This is a genomic window from Vibrio sp. 10N.222.49.C9 (assembly GCF_041474985.1).
GTDB classification, from domain to species: Bacteria; Pseudomonadota; Gammaproteobacteria; order Enterobacterales; family Vibrionaceae; genus Vibrio; species Vibrio crassostreae_C.
Window position 1 is genome coordinate 1 of record NZ_JBFRVD010001137.1, and the last position, 312, is coordinate 312.

Annotated in this window: 1 pseudogene; it reads right to left on the bottom strand. The window is 42.6% G+C overall.

From position 1 onward, the window contains the following. A pseudogene (gene queF, locus AB4585_RS27250) lies at positions 1-312 on the bottom strand (NADPH-dependent 7-cyano-7-deazaguanine reductase QueF); the annotation flags it as partial.

Sequence of the window (312 nt, forward strand, 5' to 3'; positions counted from 1 at the left end):
TTCCACGCATTGCTCGTGAAATTCGTTGTGTTCTCTAAATGACACTAGGTAGCGCAATAGAGCCTCTTGATTAATTTTCTTACCACTGTATCGAATCTCAACACTTCCCCAGTCTGGCTGGTTGGTAATTAGGCAGTTAGACTTTAGAAGGTGACTGTGTAATACCTCATCCACGGATTCTTCAGATACGCTGCCCTTGAGGTAGTCAGTGCTGAATTCATATTCTGTAATTGAGATATCTTGTTCGTCAATACAAGCGCCTTGCATATCGACAATAGGCTGCTGGTTAAAGTCTTGAACTCGACTCAAGGT